The sequence below is a fragment of the Kluyvera sp. 1366 genome (assembly GCF_054823405.1).
Genome location: NZ_JBTRDW010000007.1, coordinates 137,219 through 152,621 on the forward strand (window position 1 = coordinate 137,219; position 15,403 = coordinate 152,621).

Sequence of the window (15,403 nt, forward strand, 5' to 3'; positions counted from 1 at the left end):
ACGTGAAGCTCTTAACCGCGCGTGCGGATCCACGAGAAGCGTGACTGATAGCCGCTGTCAAAATGGGTGTTGTAGCGATAGCTGGAACCCGCTTCCGCCATGCAGTAGGTACAGACGTTCAGCACTTCAATATGTTCCGCCACCACTCCCCGCTGTAACAACAAGCCTCGCGCCAGGTTAGGCAGATCAAACCAGATTCCATCCTGCTGGGCCCGCGCCTGCGGACGGATCGCTTGTGCGTTTTGCGGCTGCTGGGTGGAGTAGGGTAACGGCGGAAGATCGTGACGATCCTGCATCTGTGTCACCAGATCGTTACCCAGTTCATAGCAGCACGGCCCGATCGCTGGACCGATTACCACACGCAGCGTTTCACGGCTGGCGCCGCGCTCCAGCAGACGATCAATCGCGTTGTTCAATACGCCACCGAGCGTGCCTTTTAATCCGGCGTGCACCGCCGCAACCTGCTGTTGTTGCGGGTCGGCAAATAACACCGGCAGACAATCGGCGGTATACACCGCGACCGGCAGATGATCTTCGCCAATCAAGCCATCCGATTCGCAACGTTTAGGCGGGATGTTTTGGCTTGCCAGCAACACATTGGCGCTGTGACGCTGTTGACCATAAGCCGCCTCTGCCGGAACGGCCTGGCCAGCCGGCTGAAAGGCGTATTCCAGCCAGGAAAAGTCATCCAATAGTCTTGATCGTGGACCGCTGTGGGGGTGCTGTACCATAAGTGTCTCCTCTCACCAAACCGCTGCTTTCTGCTGCCCACAGCTTACGTTAACTGCTACATTTTTAAAGCTTTACAAAAACTGACCCTAATCACTTAAGGATGAAATGATGAAGAAAACCACCTTGCTGGCGGCATCCGGCTTAATGGCGCTGGCATTAACCGGTTGTGCGCAGCCTTCTAAACAGCAGGCTCAGCAGCAGCTCGGCCAGCAATCGGTGCTGGCAGTGAACTGGTTCCAGCAATCCGGCGAATATCAGGCATTAAGCTGGCAGGCGTTTAACAGCGCGCGCATGGCCTTCGATCAGGCGCCATCGCTGGCGGGTAAACCGAAAGCGGTTATCGTCGATTTAGATGAAACGATGATTGATAACAGCGCCTACAGCGCGTGGCAGGCGAAAAACGGCCAGCCCTTCTCGGGTAAAACCTGGTCAGCGTGGACGCAGGCGCGTCAGGCAACGGCCGTTCCGGGCGCAGTGGAGTTTGCCAACTACGTCAACAGCCACGGCGGCACTATGTTCTATATCTCCAACCGCGACCAAAAAGATTTTGCCGCAACGGTGGAGAACCTGAATAAGCTGGGCTTCAGCGGCGTGAGCGAGAAAACGGTGCGCTTGAGTACCGGTAATTCTAACAAGCAAGAGCGCTTCGACGCGGTGAAGAATGCCGGTTACAACGTGGTGCTGTATGTGGGCGACAACTTGAATGACTTTGGCGGTTCAACCTGGCATCAGGGAAATGCGCAGCGTCAGCAGTTCGTTAGCCTTAATCATCAGCGTTTTGGCACCCAATTCATCGTGTTACCGAACCCGCTGTATGGCGACTGGGAAAGTGGCATGGCGGAAAACTACAACAAACTCACGCCTGAGCAGCAACTGCAGGTGCGTGAAGCGCGTATGAAAGCGTGGAACGGTAAATAATTCGTCAGGTAAAATAGCGTCTGCTTAGGCAGGCGCATTCATGTCCTTTTCAGGTCCATCAATATTTACATAACTCCGTAACTATTATTCCCCTCACTGTTTTCCTGATCTCTTACTAAATTCATGGCAACTGAATAGCGAAATATCTCGTCTTATTTGCTAAATGGCAGTGAATCGCACTAATCATAAATTTTTTAATTAGGAATTCTCCCAGCTCATAAGGATTAAATTATAGCGTCGCTAAAATGGCATATAATTTTTGCGTGTATTGTTTTGTAATTGCACCGAAAATATCACATTTAAAATCGCTCTTATTTAATTGTTAATAATGCTTTTTATCGATCCTGCTCATCATTCCGCTCCTTGCATAAACTTACCTGATTCATACGTTTATTGAATTTGTGTTTACAAAAAGATTCGTTTTGTCGACGTCAGAAATATTCATGATGCAAGGTAATGCTTAAGCGTCTATAAACTATTTTTGTGAGGAAGTTCTGCTTTCATCCTCAATGGTTCTCCATAGCCGCGTTTAATGACGTCGCTATCTGCCTGAAAGCGATCTTTTTAAATGTTGAGAGAAGATTATTGTGATGACCCTGAAAACCTTATTAGTGATAAATCGTACTCTGGCTTTGCGGCGCCGCGCGCGGTTAATTCAGCCATCTGCAGAGGAATCAACGCCATGAATTTAAGCACGCTTCGTCAGGATATTCCGGCTGGTTTGGTGGTGTTTCTGGTCGCGCTGCCGCTCTGTCTTGGCATCGCGCAGGCGAGTGGATTGCCGCCCTTTGCGGGTCTGCTCACCGGCGTGATTGGTGGGTTGCTGGTGACTGCGCTGAGCCCCTCGCGTTTTGCGGTTAGTGGTCCGGCGGCGGGATTGGTAACGATTGTGGTCGCGTCGATCGCCACACTAGGTAGCTTTTCCGCCTTTCTCACCGCGCTGATTCTGGCGGGTGCGTTGCAGTGCCTGTTTGGCTTACTGCGTGCAGGACGTTTTATCGCCTTAGTGCCGAGCAGCGTGATTAAAGGCATGCTGGCGGCGATTGGTATTTTGCTGATTATGCAGCAAATTCCGGTAGCATTCGGCGCGGCGGGCGATGTTGAGCTGTTGTCGCTGGTAAAAGGGGAATTTCATTTTTCCAGCAGCGCGATGCTGGTTGCTGGCGTGGGATTGGCTATTTTATGGCTGTGGACCACGCCGCTGATCAAGTCAGTTAAAGTGCTGAGCTGGATGCCCGGTCCGCTGGTAGCGGTGCTGGTAGGCTGTGCGGCGACGGTGTTTGGGGATCGCCTGTTTCCAGCGTTAGCTGATGGCTTGCCGCGTATCGCGCTGCCCGCGTTCGACAGCATGTCGGCGCTGGTGGCTGAACTGGAAACGCCAGACTGGCAAGCGTGGCAGAATCCTGCAGTGTGGATGGTGGCGATCACGCTGGCGCTGGTCGCGAGCCTTGAAACGCTGCTCAGCCAGGAAGCGCTGAAGAAACTGCGTCCGCAACATCCTGCACCTTCACCCAACAAAGAGATGTTTGCGCAGGGCATTGGTAATCTGACCGCCGGTTTCCTTGGCGCGATGCCGATTACTGCAGTGATTGTGCGCAGTTCGGTGAACGTCAGCGTTGGCGCGCAAACCAAACTGTCGATTCTGATTCATGGTGTGCTGCTGTTAATCTGCGGCCTGTGGTTCAGTAATCTGCTTAACGCGATTCCCCTTGCCAGCCTTGCGGCGGTGCTGCTGTATACCGGCTATAAGCTGGCCACGCCGCGCCTGTTCATTGAGCAGATGCGCATGGGACCGCAGCAATATGTGCCATTCCTTGCCACCATTGGCGGCATTATTGTGTTTGGCATGCTGGCCGGCATCGGAATTGGCATCGCTACGCAAATCCTCTACAGCATCTATAAAAGCCATCGCAACGCCTTGCAGCTTACGCGACATGACGATCACTACGTTTTACGCCTGCAGCAAAATCTGACCTTTATGCACAATCCAAAGCTGCAGGGATTGCTGGCGGAGATCCCGGAAAACAGCGTGGTGATTGCTGAGCACGGCAATGCCCAATATATGGATCCCGACGTTAAAGCGGTGCTAAAAGACTTTGGTGAAAACGCACGCCAACGTGGCATTCGTCTGAGTCAATGGCCTGTTGCGGTGAAATAGCCATAAGTCTGTGCTGGAACAACCGTTTTAAAACTAAAAAATCGGATATCTCGGATAGCCGATTTTTTTATTTACAGGGCATAATTGCCAAAAGCTTTATCCTTTGTCTCTGGCGTTTCCACAATGCCATTAGGCGCGACGCTGCTTTTTATGGCAGGTGAGCGCCGCCCAGCCGCAGAGTAGGATGACGAACACTTGCTTAATTACCGAATCATCGCACGGTTATTTCCGGTTTAATGCTTGCTGATGCTTAGGGTTGATGCCGGCACTTTCCAGGTTACAGGGTTCAGACGTATGCGCGTTATGCTGTTTGAAGAGAATAATTTTAAAAAGAATGCCCTCACGCTGTTCTTCATTACGCTGTTTTTCTGCTTTATCGGCAGCCATTTACGCATCCCCGAAGAGTTCTCATTATTCTGGCCGGTGAATGCGCTGGTGGCGGGATTAATAGTGAGGAATCCGTTTTTACACACTACCTCCAGCTATCTGGTGTGCTTCAGTGCGATGATTTTTAACGACACGGTATTTTCCGGCTGGGCGCTGCCAGCGTTTACCGTCAATTTTGCCAACATTCTGTTTATCCTCGTCGCGGTCAGCATGCTGATCAAACATCTGCAACGTCCTTCCGCCCACAGCCAGGTGTTCAATGCCATGCGCATTTTTCCCGCCTGTTTTCTTGGCGCGGCGGCTTGTGCAACCTGGGGCGCGTGGGCACAGGATATTGATTTCAATGCGCGCTTTATTGTGGCGTGGAGCGACTGGTTCAGCGAACAGGTCTCTACTTCGCTGATGCTGCTGCCGGTGATGCTGGCACGCCCGCTGCGTACGGTTTCACCGCGCACCTTAATGCATCCCGGCAAATTGCTGCCGCTGGCGGCGGTGATTCTATCGCTGACTGTTGGGGCACTAATTGGCGGGGCCGGTAGCCTGACATTCCCGGTTCCTGCGCTGATCTGGTGCGCCATTGTGTTACCAATTCCATTGACCAGCTTAGTGATCCTGATAACCGGTATCACGGAGATTGTGCTGGTGTCGCATGGTGTGATGAACATCCAGGGTGACGATGCACTGCTGCCGATTAGCCATCTCACCTCGGCACGGCTTGGCGTCGCCACCGTTGCGCTCAGCCCGCTGCTGGTGGCGGTGAGCATGGATGCCATTCGCCAATTAAATCATCGGCTTGCACTTCGCGCTAATTTTGATTTTCTCACCCAACTGCTGTCCCGTTCCGGCCTGTATGAAAGCTTGAGAAATGAACCTTTCTCGCTACAACGGGAAGCAGGCGTTATTATGCTTGATGTCGACTATTTCAAAGCCATTAACGACAATTTTGGCCACGATGCCGGTGATTGCGTGCTGGAAGAGATTGCGCGGCGCATTCAGCGCGTGGTTGGCAATCGTGGCATGGTGTGTCGCTTTGGTGGCGAAGAGTTTGTGATGGTGATGTTCGATTGTAGCCATAGCCAGCTTTACCAACTCGCCGAAACGGTACGTCAGGCGATGGTCAAAGAGAAGTTCTGGATTCAGGGCAACACGGTGACGGTAACTGCCAGTTTAGGTCTGGCGCGCGGCAGTGCGCAGAACGAACGTGAATGGCCAAGCGTGATCAATCGCTTAGTGTCAGCGGCGGATAAGAATCTTTATCTTTCCAAACGCAATGGCCGTAATCAAACCTCACCGGCGATGGAGCCGCGCAGCATGATGAATGACGTGGCCTGAGCCACGTCATGGCGATTCAAACGCTACTTTTCAGTTGGCTGGTTTGCTGGTGACGCTGCTGAGCCAGCTCAATCAGACGGGAAATCAGATCGCTGTAGCTCAAACCCGCTGCCTGCCATAACTTCGGATACATGCTGATATTGGTAAAACCTGGCAAAGTATTCACTTCATTGACAATGATCTCGCCGCTATCCGTCAGGAACACGTCAACACGCGCCATGCCAAAACACTCCAGCGCCTGAAACGCAGTAATTGCCACCTGACGAATCGCCTCGCTGGCTTCATCGCTGATTGCCGCTGGCACCACCACTTGCGCACCGCTTTCGCTGATGTATTTGGTGTCGTATGAGTAGAAGGCATCATGCACCACCACTTCGCCGCACGGGCTGGCTTCTGGCGTATCGTTGCCCAGCACGGCACATTCAATCTCGCGCCCCTTAATCCCTTGCTCGATCAAGACTTTGCGATCAAACGTAAAGGCGAGATCCAGCGCGGCATCGAACGCTTCAGGGCTCTCGACTTTGCTCACGCCAACGGACGATCCCTGGTTAGCCGGTTTGATAAACAGCGGCAGGCCAAAGCGTGCAATCACGGCCTCAGCATCAATGTTCGCGCGCTGTGCCTGCGTCACGCTCAGCCAGGGGGCAACGTTCAGTCCGGCATCACGCAGCAGCCGCTTGGTAAAATCTTTGTCCATGCTGACGGCAGACCCGAGCACGTCAGAGCCGACAAACGGCAGATTCGCCATACGCAATAAGCCCTGTAGCGAGCCATCTTCACCCAGCGTGCCGTGCACGATGGGGAAAATGACATCCAGCTGTGACAAAGGCTGCGCTTGCTGACGGGTAATCAGCTGCTGGGAAGAACTGCCCGGAACCAGCGCGACATTTTCACCTGAACGATTAAGCGCAATCAGCTTCGGGTTCTCAGCGTTGAGCAAGTATCCCGAAGCATCATTGAGATGCCATTCACCCTGTTTATCGATTCCCAGCAACACCACCTCGTACTTGCTCTTATCGATGGCTTCGAGGATGTTTTTGGCCGATTGTAATGACACTTCATGCTCGGCCGATTTGCCGCCAAACACGATCCCTACGCGCTGTTTCACCATTGCTATTTGTCCGATTGCGATAAAGCGAGCCAGTAAGATAACACGCCCAGGACGAGCATCAACAGCCTTGCATTTTTCTGCGCCAGGCAGTGCAAAAAGCCCGCCTCCGTGCCTGCAATCACGAGTTTAAACAATTATTCCTAACCGTTTGAGACAAGTCTTGGACTGCTCAAAACCTGCCTTCTGTCAGAATTTTCCCAATTCAAACAGGTGCAACGGTGGGCAATGTGCTCACCGTTTTTTTGTCAGGTTTACAGGAGTCGGGAAATGGTCGACCAGAAGCAGGATGCTGTGGAGCAGGATGCGCGTTCTGTTGCTCGTATTGAAACCACGGTAGATGACACGCTGTTAAAAAGCGTGGCTTGGATCTGCAAACACTATAAACGCGAGAAAAGTGAAGAAGCGCTGGTGGCAGGTTTGCCAAAAGCGACATTGCTCTCACCATCACAGGCCATGACAGCGCTCGAAAACGCCGGCATTACCGGCGGCATGGTTGAGCGTCGTCTGCAGGATCTGCCGGAGCAGTTGATGCCGATGATTCTGCTGCGCAAAGGGGGCGGCGGTTGCATTGTGCTGTCGCGCCGCATTCACACTAATGAGGAAAATCAACGCGAATTGCGCTTCCAGCTGGTGATGCCAGAAGTCAGCGCTTCAGCCGTTGAGATGAATCTGGCCGAGCTCAATGAGATCTACGCGGGCTTCGCCGTCATGGCGAAACCCACTGCTGTGGTCGATGAGCGCGCCAGTGAAATGCTGCCGGAAGTAAAAGGCCATTGGCTGTTCACCACACTGTGGCGCTATCGCCGCTATTACCGCAGTGCCGCGATTGCGGCGGTATTGATCAACGTTCTCGGTCTTTCCAGCATCTTCTTCACCATGAACGTCTATGACCGTGTGGTGCCGAACCAGGCCTTCGTGACGCTGTGGTCACTGGCGATTGGCGTGACCATTGCGATGATCTTCGAAGCCGTTACCCGCTTCGTACGTGCGCATCTGCTGGATATGGCCGGTAAAAAGGCCGATTTAGTGCTCGGCAGTATGCTGTTCCGTCAGGCACTTTCTATCCAGATGGAACACAAACCCGCTTCCTCCGGTACCTTCGCCAACCAGATTCGTGAGTATGAATCGGTACGTGACTTCGTGGCATCTGCCACGCTGGCGGCGATTTCCGATCTTCCTTTCATTCTGATGTTTGTGGGTGTGATCTTCTTTATCAGCGGTCCGCTGGCGATCATTCCACTGATGATGATCCCATTGATCATCATCGTCAGTGCCGCGATCCAGTGGCCGCTGGCGCGCATCATGAAAGAGAACCTGCGTGACGCCTCACTCAAGCAAGGTGTGCTGATCGAATCGGTTGAAGGTATGGAAACGCTGAAAGCAGTGGGTGGTGAAGCACACATGCAGCGTCGCTGGGAAAACTTCAGCGCACTGCAATCCGCTAACTCGATGAAATCAAAACGTTACTCAACGCTGGCAACCGGCGTGGTGACGTTCCTGCAGCAGTTTCAGACGGTGATGTTGGTGGTGGCCGGTGTTTATCTGATCAATGAAGGCACGTTCACCATGGGTGCGATGATCGCCACCGTGATGCTTGCCAGCCGCGCGACTGGCCCGCTCGGTCAGGTTATTGGCCTGGCTGTGCGTTATCAGCAAGCAAAAGCGGCGCTAACGTCACTCAATAAGCTGATGGAGATGCCTATTGATCGTGACAGCAGCAAAACCTATCTCACCGATCCGCCGCTGAGTGGTGAGATCACGCTGACCAACGTCAACTTCTCCTATCCGGCACCGCCAATGAAGCCGAACCCAGAGATCCTCAAAGATATCTCGTTGAGCATTAAAGCCGGGGAACGCGTCGCGATTCTTGGCCGCATCGGTAGCGGTAAATCCACCTTATTACGTGTGATGGCGCGTCTTTACCAACCGGTGAAAGGTCAGCTTTCGGCCGATGGTCTGGATGTTAACCAGATTGATCCGGCGGACTGGCGCAAGGCTGTTGGCTTTGTCGGTCAGGATGCGCGTCTGTTCTACGGCACGCTGCGCGAAAACGTAATGATTGGGCGCCCGGACGCCACCGCCAATGAGCTGCTGCGCGTGCTGAATCTGACCGGTTTGGACCACGTTGCGGCACGCCATCCAAGTGGTATCAATTTAACGGTTGGCGAGGGCGGCGAAGGCTTGTCTGGCGGTCAGCGTCAGCTGGTTTCTCTGGCGCGAACGCTGCTCACCCGTCCTAAAGTGCTGCTGATGGATGAGCCAACCAGCGCCATGGATAGCATGACGGAAAACCAATTCCTCGCGCATTTACGTCGCGCCAGTGAAGGACACACGCTGATTGTGGTGACGCATCGTCCATCCATTCTGGCATTGGTCGATCGCATCATCGTGGTGGAAGAAGGCAAAGTGGTGGCGGATGGCCCGAAAGATCAGGTGCTTGCCGCTTTAGAAGGAAAAAATAAAGCCCGCAAACAGCCGCGTCAGGCGGTTGAACCGACGGTACGTGCGCCAGCTCCCGCTAACGATTCAGCGCCGAAGCAAGCAGCAGCAGAGGAGGCCGCAGTATGAGCAAGTTAATGTCATGGCGTAAGAGCGAGAAAGGTATGTCTGCTGCTGATGCCGAATTTATGAATGACGTGCAGGCTTCTCTGCTGTCGCAAACCACGCCGGGTTCCAAGCTAGTGATGTGGATCATCATCGCGGTGTTAGTTGGTGGCCTTACCTGGGCCAATTACGCACGAGTGGAAGAGATCACTAAAGGCGATGGCAAGGTCATCTCACGCAGCCGTGAACAGGTTATTCAAAGCCTGGAAGGCGGCATTCTGGCAGAGATGAATGTGCGTGAAGGTACGGTTGTAGATCGCGGTGATGTGCTACTGAAAATTGACCCAACGCGTGCGCAATCCAGCTATCGCGAAGTACTGAGTAAAGTGGTGGGTCTGAAGGGCAGCATTGCACGCTTACGTGCTGAAGCTTATTCATTGCCACTGGCGTTTGATGAGCAGGTACAGAGCGATCCCGCCGTTGTGGCGCAGGAAACTAAAGCTTATGAATCGCGCAAACGTGCGCTAAGTGACAGCATCAACTCATTGCAACGCAGTTACGCACTTTCGATGCGCGAGATTCATCTGGCTGAGCCGTTAGCGGCCAAAGGTCTCTTATCGGAAGTTGAACTACTGCGTATGCAGCGTCAGGCCAATGACATTCAGGCGCAAATCGTCGAACGTCGTAACCGCTATCAATCAGATGCCCACACTGAGCTGGGACGCCTGGAATTAGAACTGAGCCAGGTTAGCGAAAACCTGATTGGTCGTGCCGATATTGTTGATCGCACTACGATCGTCGCACCGGTGCGCGGCACGGTGAAAAACGTACGCGTTAACACCATTGGCGGGGTTATTCAGCCGGGTGAGCACATCCTCGAAATCGTTCCGCTGGAAGAGCAGTTGCTGGTGGAGGGAAAAATCCGTCCGTCGGATGTCGCCTTCCTGCGTCCAGGCTTACCGGCCAAGGTGAAAATCACCGCCTATGACTTTGCCATTTACGGCGGGCTTGATGGGCACGTGGAGTATATCAGTCCGGATACCTTAAAAGACGATCAGAAAGCCGCCAGTGGACGCCCGGATGATACCTACTATCGCGTACTGATCCTGACGGATAAAAGCACGCTGCACGCAGGTAACAAAGATCTGCCGATCATTCCCGGCATGATCGCTACCGTCGAGGTGCGCACGGGTGAGAAAACCATTCTCGATTACCTGCTGAAGCCGGTCCTGAAAGCTAAAGAAGCATTCCGCGAGCGTTAATAATCATGAAAAATAATAACAAGATGCGCCATGCACAGGCGCGTCATCTCTCTCTGCTTGCCGTTTGTATTGCCGTTGTGATGGCGCCCGCGGTTAACGTGATGGCGGATTCCACCAGTGAGTTGATGATGTTTGCGGAAATGAGCGGCCAGCGTCCTGTCACTCCTGCGGCAGCGCCGGTGCGAACGCAACGTTTGCAAGGTTCAATGGCGCCTGCATCTGCTCCAACGACACCTGCGGCAAAGGTTGCGCAACCAACGTTCACTGCGCCTGCGCCGCTGTTTGTTGAAAGACAGATACCGGAGGTCGCGATTACTCCACGAGTTCAGCCGCCAGTTGCGCCAATCGTACCGGCCCCAATAGCAGAAGCGCCGCACCAGCGCGAAGCCGCCGAACGTCCTGCACAGATCAGCGCGAAAACCAGCCAGCATGCTGAAATTCAGGGCGGAGGTTTCCTGACGGAGGATCAGCGTCGACCTGAACCACAGCCGTTTAACCCGATGCAACCGTCGCGAAATGTGGGTCAGCAGCAGGCGGCAGCAACGAAAACCTATGCTCCAGCTGAAAGCGCTAAGGCAGATTTTAGTTATGTTAGCCCTCCAGCAGCGACTACAGCGGCAGAAACGACTTCACCCGTTACGTTAAGCGGCGGAGTTAATGAAACAGTTGCCGAGAGTGAAATACGGCAAAAGTTTCTCTCAGCTGCGCGTATCACCTGGCGAATCAGCCCGGCGCTGAAGTCCTATATTGCTCAGGGTGATGCGGCTGAAGCCAGCGTGGATGAAGCGAAAGGTCAGCGCTGGCCACAAGTTGATGTAAGCGCCGCTTCGGCAACCAAAGAGTTTGGTGGTGGAACTAAAAATTATGAATACCAAGGGAATATGCCGTCTTTAGGTGTTTCAGTAGCGACTAATCTAATCGACTTTGGCCAAACCAGTCGCACCATTGAAAGTCGCGAAGAGCGCGTTAAGTCAGCCTTACAGTCGGTGCAGGCACAGCGAGAAGATTTGGCGATGCAGGTAAGTAACGCCTTGATTGAGTGGAATAAACAGCAGCACGTCATCGCCATCAGTAAACAGTATTTGGCGCGTATGGCGGAGCTGACCAAAATGCTCAGCGGTATTGTTCAGTCAGATACTGGACGTCGCAGTGAACTGACGCAGGCAAAAGGGCGCTTACTGCAAGCGCAAAGCTACCTGGAAAATGCCGAGTCTCGCGCGCGAGATGTTGAAATCACTCTGAATCGCCTGATGGGCAACAACCGCGTGACGTTACCAGCCAGCGATAAGTGGGCGCTTTCCTTTGGTGATTTAAACCGCCAACTGACGAGTTTGGATGTCCATCCTCTGATCTTGCGCGCCAGCGCTGAGGAGCGAGCAGCATTCAAAGAGGCGGAGGCAATCAAAGCTTCTGGCCTGCCAAAGCTCAACTGGACGGTAAGCAAAAACACCCGTGAAGATCAGCTCGGACGCCAACAGGCATGGCAAACCGGCCTGAACGTTAGCTGGGGCTTATTCCGCGGCGGTTCAACCAACGCCCAGGAAATTGCGGCGATTAAACGTGCCGAAGCGAGTCGTCAGCAGGTGCAGGAGCAACGCCGCGATCTGGAAAACCGTGTGCGTGCTGCCAACCAGAATGCACACTCAACAGCGGAACGCGCCGTGCTGTATAAAAACCTGATTGTGGAATCCGATCGGATTCGTAAGGACTTCTTTGATCAGTGGTATCACTTAGGCCGCCGTTCATTGCTGGATGTATTGAGCGCAGAAAGCGATCTGTACAACAACCAGGTCAGTGAAGTCAGCAACCGTTTCGATAGCTATGCCGCCATTATCAGCGGATATGCTAACTCGGGCACGCTAAGTCGTTGGCTAACGACGGGGCGATAACAATTCCATACACCCGCTTCGGCGGGTTTTTTGTTTTAACCCAACGTAAACGAACGGGCTATTTGAGTTGGCAATGCTGCGTAAGTCACTTTAGAATCGCGGCGAATTTTTACCCAAGAGGAGAACGGCATTGGACACAAGTCCCAAACGATTACAGCAGGACCTCGCGGTAAGATAGCCTTCACGCTGTCTTAACTGCGCGTTAAGACGGTGAATTTCCTTCCAGAATCACCCCTTTTCATAAGCACAATGCGGCTGGTTCCCAGCGGTATTCGCACTGTCTGTAATCCATTTATTAATCTTTTGTTCCGCAAACAGAAAGCTGCGGATTGAGGTCTATCATGGATTGGAAAATCTTTTTACTGCGCGTCACCGTCGCGCTGGTTTTGGGTGCGCTGATCGGCAGTGAGCGCCAACTACGTCAACGCATGACCGGATTACGCACCAATGCGTTGGTGAGCACCGGCGCTTGTCTCTTCGTTCTGATGACACAAAGCGTGCCCGGCATCGCTACGGATGCGTCACGCGTTGCGGCTTATGTGGTTTCCGGTATCGGTTTCCTCGGCGGCGGAGTGATCATGCGCGATGGCTTGAACATCCGCGGATTGAATACCGCCGCCACCTTATGGTGCACCGCGGCCATTGGCGTGCTGTGCAGCATGGGATTGCTGCTGGAGGCGGCCCTCGGCTGCATGGTGATCCTGTGCGCGAATATACTGCTGCGTGAACTGGCCTTGGGTATCAACCGCCAAACCATCGTCTCAGCAGCCGAAGCGATGCAACACTATAAAGTACAAATCATCTGCCTCGCGCAGGATGAGGTTCAGGTTCGCAGCCTAATGCTGCACACGCTGGGCGGCAGCGGATTGCGCCTGCAATCACTGCACAGTGAGGATTTGGATCCGCCGCATCGCATGGAGGTGAATGCTGAGGTGATTGGCAATCCAACATTAACCGATCAGCTGGAAAGCCTGGTGAGCCGCATCAGTCTGGAAAAGGGCGTAAGTTCGGTGCGGTGGCAGGTGAATGAGTTGGAGCGTGATTGATATTTAGATGTGCTTTAGAAAACGTATCGCCATTTGATCGCCACTATGAATGACAAACAAAAAGCCACCTCAAAAGGTGGCTTAACTGCATGATTTTCATCGCTAAATTTGGTGGCCCCTGCTGGGTTTGAACCAGCGACCAAGCGATTATGAGAAAGTTGAATGGCAACGGAAAAACAATAACTTGCCATATTTATCAATGTCTTAATTGGTTTTAGTTAGCATCAATAGGTATCTCTAGGAACTTTTCATCGCCATTTCATCGCCATTATGCCAAAGGATTAAGCTTCACTGCATCCTCAAAGTGTTCGGGTGAAAAGTGAGCATATCTCATTGTCATTTTAATGTCGGTGTGACCCAAAATGCGCTGTAAAACTAATATATTTCCTCCATTCATCATGAAGTGACTAGCAAAGGTATGACGTAGCACATGGGTTAATTGTCCATCCGGCAACTCAATGCCAGTCTTCTTAAGCGCTGCTCTAAATGCTCCATAACAAGAAGGGAATAATGAACCACTTTTCAGTTCACCATCGTCATCCCTTGGAAGCTCTTTAGATAGTGTATCGCTGATAGGAATGCTTCTATTCTTTTTACCCTTAGTCTTGATGAACGTGATTTTGTTGGAAGCGATTTGAGAAGATTTTAGAGATTCGGCTTCTGACCATCGGGCACCAGTCATAAGGCAAATTTTCACTACAGTCTGTAACTCAGCAACAGAGCTACGCCCACACTCTTCAATTAAGTTAGCGATCTGCTGCTTCGTGAGGAATGCCATTTCACTTTCTTCTGTGCGGAACGGGCGAACATGTTGCAAAGGGTTATCCCCCTTCCAATCACCAAGCCTTGTTAGTTCGTTAAAAACGGCCCTGAAGTAAGCAAGCTCAAGATTCAATGTGCGTGGCGATACTTCTTTAACACGAGAGGATCGGGCGAATTTTCCACTCAGTCGTTTCTCACGATAATCCGTAAAGCCCTGCGCGCTAAAGTCTTTGGCTAATGGTTGGCGCATGCACTCACATGCATGGTGCATAGCCTTTTGCCTTTTTTCGCCGTCTTTTAAAGTTATACCGTGACGCGAATACCATGAATCAACTAGGTCTTTAAGCGTGCGTTTATCTTCTGCCTCTCCAAGCCAAGGTTTCAGATTTGCTTTTTCAATCTCGTGGTTCTCAAAAGCAATGGCCTCCCCTTTGGTAGCGAAAGTCCTTCTGATGCGCTTGCCGTCTGCGCCATTGGGATAAACTTCAGCCAGCCATTTCCCATTTGGTTCTTTTCTAACAGTCATTGTGAAACTAACCCGTCAAGCCGCATGAAATGGGCAGGTAAGCGACAACCTCAATGTCTGAATGCGCACATTCAAAGCTCTCATTGTTGAATGAAACCTTCAGGCGCGATCCGGGTAATCGACTCACCCTCTTGATTGAATGAGACCCCTCAATGCTTATCAACCAAAGCCCGTCGAAAATGTCTCTTTTTCCAAAGTCCGCAATGTATTGAGTTGAGCCATCAATAATGATCGCTGGTTCAGACAGTTGGATGTTGAAATGAGTTAGAAGCGATACATCAATAGCTACGAAATCCAGAGTTTGCAGCCCACCACCCGTTAGCACCTTCCTCTCAAGTGAAAAGCGATTAGTGATATTCACTTTTTGTGAATCATCGATCTCTTTTCCTCTACCTGTTGCCAGCCACTCCAACGACACACCAGTTTCAGCCATGCATTTCACAACGATATCAGAGGGGAAGTAGCCCCTTGTATAGCGGTTAGCCAAGCTGCTACTGGCAATTCCTAGGTGATCAGCTAAAGCCAGTTTGGTTTTAAAACCATAGGCCTCGATTACTCGATCAAGAACTTCCTTAGCCCCATCCTCAAAATTAATTTGTAGCTTCAAGCTAAAAACCTCTTGATGTGTAGATATAGGTGAATGTAAAGTGCGTCATGTAGCTAAGAGCTAAATACCTATAGGAACTGATTAGCGCCAAGAAAGCCTAATCGATACTCAATAACCAACAGGAGATTT

General features: G+C 52.1%; 11 protein-coding genes. 7 read left to right on the forward strand and 4 right to left on the reverse strand.

Annotated elements, in window-relative coordinates:
- Positions 1-11: 11 nt before the first annotated feature.
- Complete coding sequence (locus ACVLVH_RS16940) at positions 12-731, reverse strand: purine nucleoside phosphorylase YfiH/LACC1 family protein (protein ID WP_192412219.1); 720 nt, start codon at positions 729-731, stop codon at positions 12-14.
- Positions 732-840: 109 nt separating this feature from the next.
- Between ACVLVH_RS16940 and ACVLVH_RS16945 the strand changes: the two genes are divergently transcribed.
- From ACVLVH_RS16945 to ACVLVH_RS16955, 3 genes are all read left to right on the forward strand, one after another.
- On the forward strand, positions 841-1,650 hold the full coding sequence (locus ACVLVH_RS16945; RefSeq protein WP_101762925.1) for a 5'-nucleotidase, lipoprotein e(P4) family: 810 nt from the start codon (positions 841-843) through the stop codon (positions 1,648-1,650).
- Positions 1,651-2,332: 682 nt separating this feature from the next.
- The gene (locus tag ACVLVH_RS16950) at positions 2,333-3,808 is read left to right on the forward strand and encodes a SulP family inorganic anion transporter (protein ID WP_498949821.1); all 1,476 of its coding nucleotides are present in this window, start codon (positions 2,333-2,335) and stop codon (positions 3,806-3,808) included.
- Between the two features lie 294 nt (positions 3,809-4,102).
- On the forward strand, positions 4,103-5,527 hold the full coding sequence (locus tag ACVLVH_RS16955; RefSeq protein WP_498949823.1) for a GGDEF domain-containing protein: 1,425 nt from the start codon (positions 4,103-4,105) through the stop codon (positions 5,525-5,527).
- Positions 5,528-5,543: 16 nt separating this feature from the next.
- Here the strand turns inward: ACVLVH_RS16955 and ddlA are convergent, their stop codons facing one another.
- Complete coding sequence (gene ddlA / locus ACVLVH_RS16960; RefSeq protein WP_110867374.1) at positions 5,544-6,638, reverse strand: D-alanine--D-alanine ligase; 1,095 nt, start codon at positions 6,636-6,638, stop codon at positions 5,544-5,546.
- 267 nt (positions 6,639-6,905) lie between these two features.
- On the opposite strand from ddlA, the gene ACVLVH_RS16965 reads away from it, so the two are divergent.
- From ACVLVH_RS16965 to ACVLVH_RS16980, 4 genes are all read left to right on the forward strand, one after another.
- A complete protein-coding gene (locus ACVLVH_RS16965; protein ID WP_192412213.1) occupies positions 6,906-9,206 on the forward strand; it encodes a type I secretion system permease/ATPase in 2,301 nt (766 codons plus the stop codon).
- A complete protein-coding gene (locus ACVLVH_RS16970; RefSeq protein ID WP_137386563.1) occupies positions 9,203-10,444 on the forward strand; it encodes an HlyD family type I secretion periplasmic adaptor subunit in 1,242 nt (413 codons plus the stop codon). The genes ACVLVH_RS16965 and ACVLVH_RS16970 overlap by 4 nt, the downstream gene beginning before the upstream one ends.
- Before the next feature lie 5 nt (positions 10,445-10,449).
- Positions 10,450-12,333, forward strand: coding sequence for a TolC family protein (locus ACVLVH_RS16975; RefSeq protein ID WP_498949826.1), 1,884 nt, complete (start codon positions 10,450-10,452; stop codon positions 12,331-12,333).
- 341 nt (positions 12,334-12,674) lie between these two features.
- Positions 12,675-13,379: an MgtC/SapB family protein gene (locus ACVLVH_RS16980; RefSeq protein ID WP_110867369.1), complete on the forward strand. Its 705-nt coding sequence runs from the start codon at positions 12,675-12,677 to the stop codon at positions 13,377-13,379.
- A 268-nt stretch (positions 13,380-13,647) separates the two neighbouring features.
- Here ACVLVH_RS16980 and ACVLVH_RS16985 read toward each other — a convergent pair whose 3' ends face one another.
- Both ACVLVH_RS16985 and ACVLVH_RS16990 read right to left on the reverse strand, forming a co-directional pair.
- The gene (locus tag ACVLVH_RS16985) at positions 13,648-14,667 is read right to left on the reverse strand and encodes a phage integrase (RefSeq protein WP_498949829.1); all 1,020 of its coding nucleotides are present in this window, start codon (positions 14,665-14,667) and stop codon (positions 13,648-13,650) included.
- 7 nt (positions 14,668-14,674) lie between these two features.
- Positions 14,675-15,274 (reverse strand): phage repressor protein CI, encoded by a 600-nt coding sequence (locus tag ACVLVH_RS16990; protein WP_498949831.1) that lies wholly within the window; start codon positions 15,272-15,274, stop codon positions 14,675-14,677.
- Positions 15,275-15,403 lie beyond the last annotated feature (129 nt).

What these genes read in the sequence shown, in the direction of transcription:
- ACVLVH_RS16940 (WP_192412219.1), bottom strand. Translation starts at nt 731, where the DNA reads ATGGTACAGCACCCCCACAGCGGTCCACGATCAAGACTATTGGATGAC.
- ACVLVH_RS16945 (WP_101762925.1), top strand. Translation starts at nt 841, where the DNA reads ATGAAGAAAACCACCTTGCTGGCGGCATCCGGCTTAATGGCGCTGGCA.
- ACVLVH_RS16950 (WP_498949821.1), top strand. Translation starts at nt 2,333, where the DNA reads ATGAATTTAAGCACGCTTCGTCAGGATATTCCGGCTGGTTTGGTGGTG.
- ACVLVH_RS16955 (WP_498949823.1), top strand. Translation starts at nt 4,103, where the DNA reads ATGCGCGTTATGCTGTTTGAAGAGAATAATTTTAAAAAGAATGCCCTC.
- ddlA (WP_110867374.1), bottom strand. Translation starts at nt 6,638, where the DNA reads ATGGTGAAACAGCGCGTAGGGATCGTGTTTGGCGGCAAATCGGCCGAG.
- ACVLVH_RS16965 (WP_192412213.1), top strand. Translation starts at nt 6,906, where the DNA reads ATGGTCGACCAGAAGCAGGATGCTGTGGAGCAGGATGCGCGTTCTGTT.
- ACVLVH_RS16970 (WP_137386563.1), top strand. Translation starts at nt 9,203, where the DNA reads ATGAGCAAGTTAATGTCATGGCGTAAGAGCGAGAAAGGTATGTCTGCT.
- ACVLVH_RS16975 (WP_498949826.1), top strand. Translation starts at nt 10,450, where the DNA reads ATGAAAAATAATAACAAGATGCGCCATGCACAGGCGCGTCATCTCTCT.
- ACVLVH_RS16980 (WP_110867369.1), top strand. Translation starts at nt 12,675, where the DNA reads ATGGATTGGAAAATCTTTTTACTGCGCGTCACCGTCGCGCTGGTTTTG.
- ACVLVH_RS16985 (WP_498949829.1), bottom strand. Translation starts at nt 14,667, where the DNA reads ATGACTGTTAGAAAAGAACCAAATGGGAAATGGCTGGCTGAAGTTTAT.